This window comes from Streptomyces sp. P17 (genome assembly GCF_032436805.1).
In the GTDB taxonomy this organism is placed as follows: Bacteria; Actinomycetota; Actinomycetes; order Streptomycetales; family Streptomycetaceae; genus Streptomyces.
In genome coordinates this window covers 1-290 of the sequence record NZ_JAVRBF010000599.1, presented here as the reverse complement: position 1 = coordinate 290, position 290 = coordinate 1, and the positions used below count along the sequence as shown (strand labels likewise).

Annotated in this window: 1 protein-coding gene; it reads left to right on the top strand. The window is 63.1% G+C overall.

The window, feature by feature from the left end:
* Positions 1–26 precede the first annotated feature (26 nt).
* The coding region (locus RMT89_RS42250) for a hypothetical protein (protein WP_315889066.1) at positions 27–290 on the top strand (264 nt) is incomplete at its 3' end.

Here is a 290-nt window from a genome sequence, read left to right as displayed (position 1 = left end):
CCAAGAGGGAGGCCATAAGCCGCCGTGTGGTGGAGGCCCTGGAGGCCCAGCAGCCGGGTAAGCTGACGCCAGCAGAGATGAAGCTACTGGAAGAGCTGCGGTCCCACATGAACCAGAAGTGGGACTACATCAGCAATCCGGCTCAGTTCGGGGACCTTCGGGCTAAGGCCCTGCTGGAGGACACCCGGCACTTCTCGACTTACTTCCCGCAGCGCTACAACTCGGCGGCGAAGCTCCAGGCTATCCAGCGGTTCGGCGGCGAGGAGGGCCTTCAAGAGGCAATCGTCCAC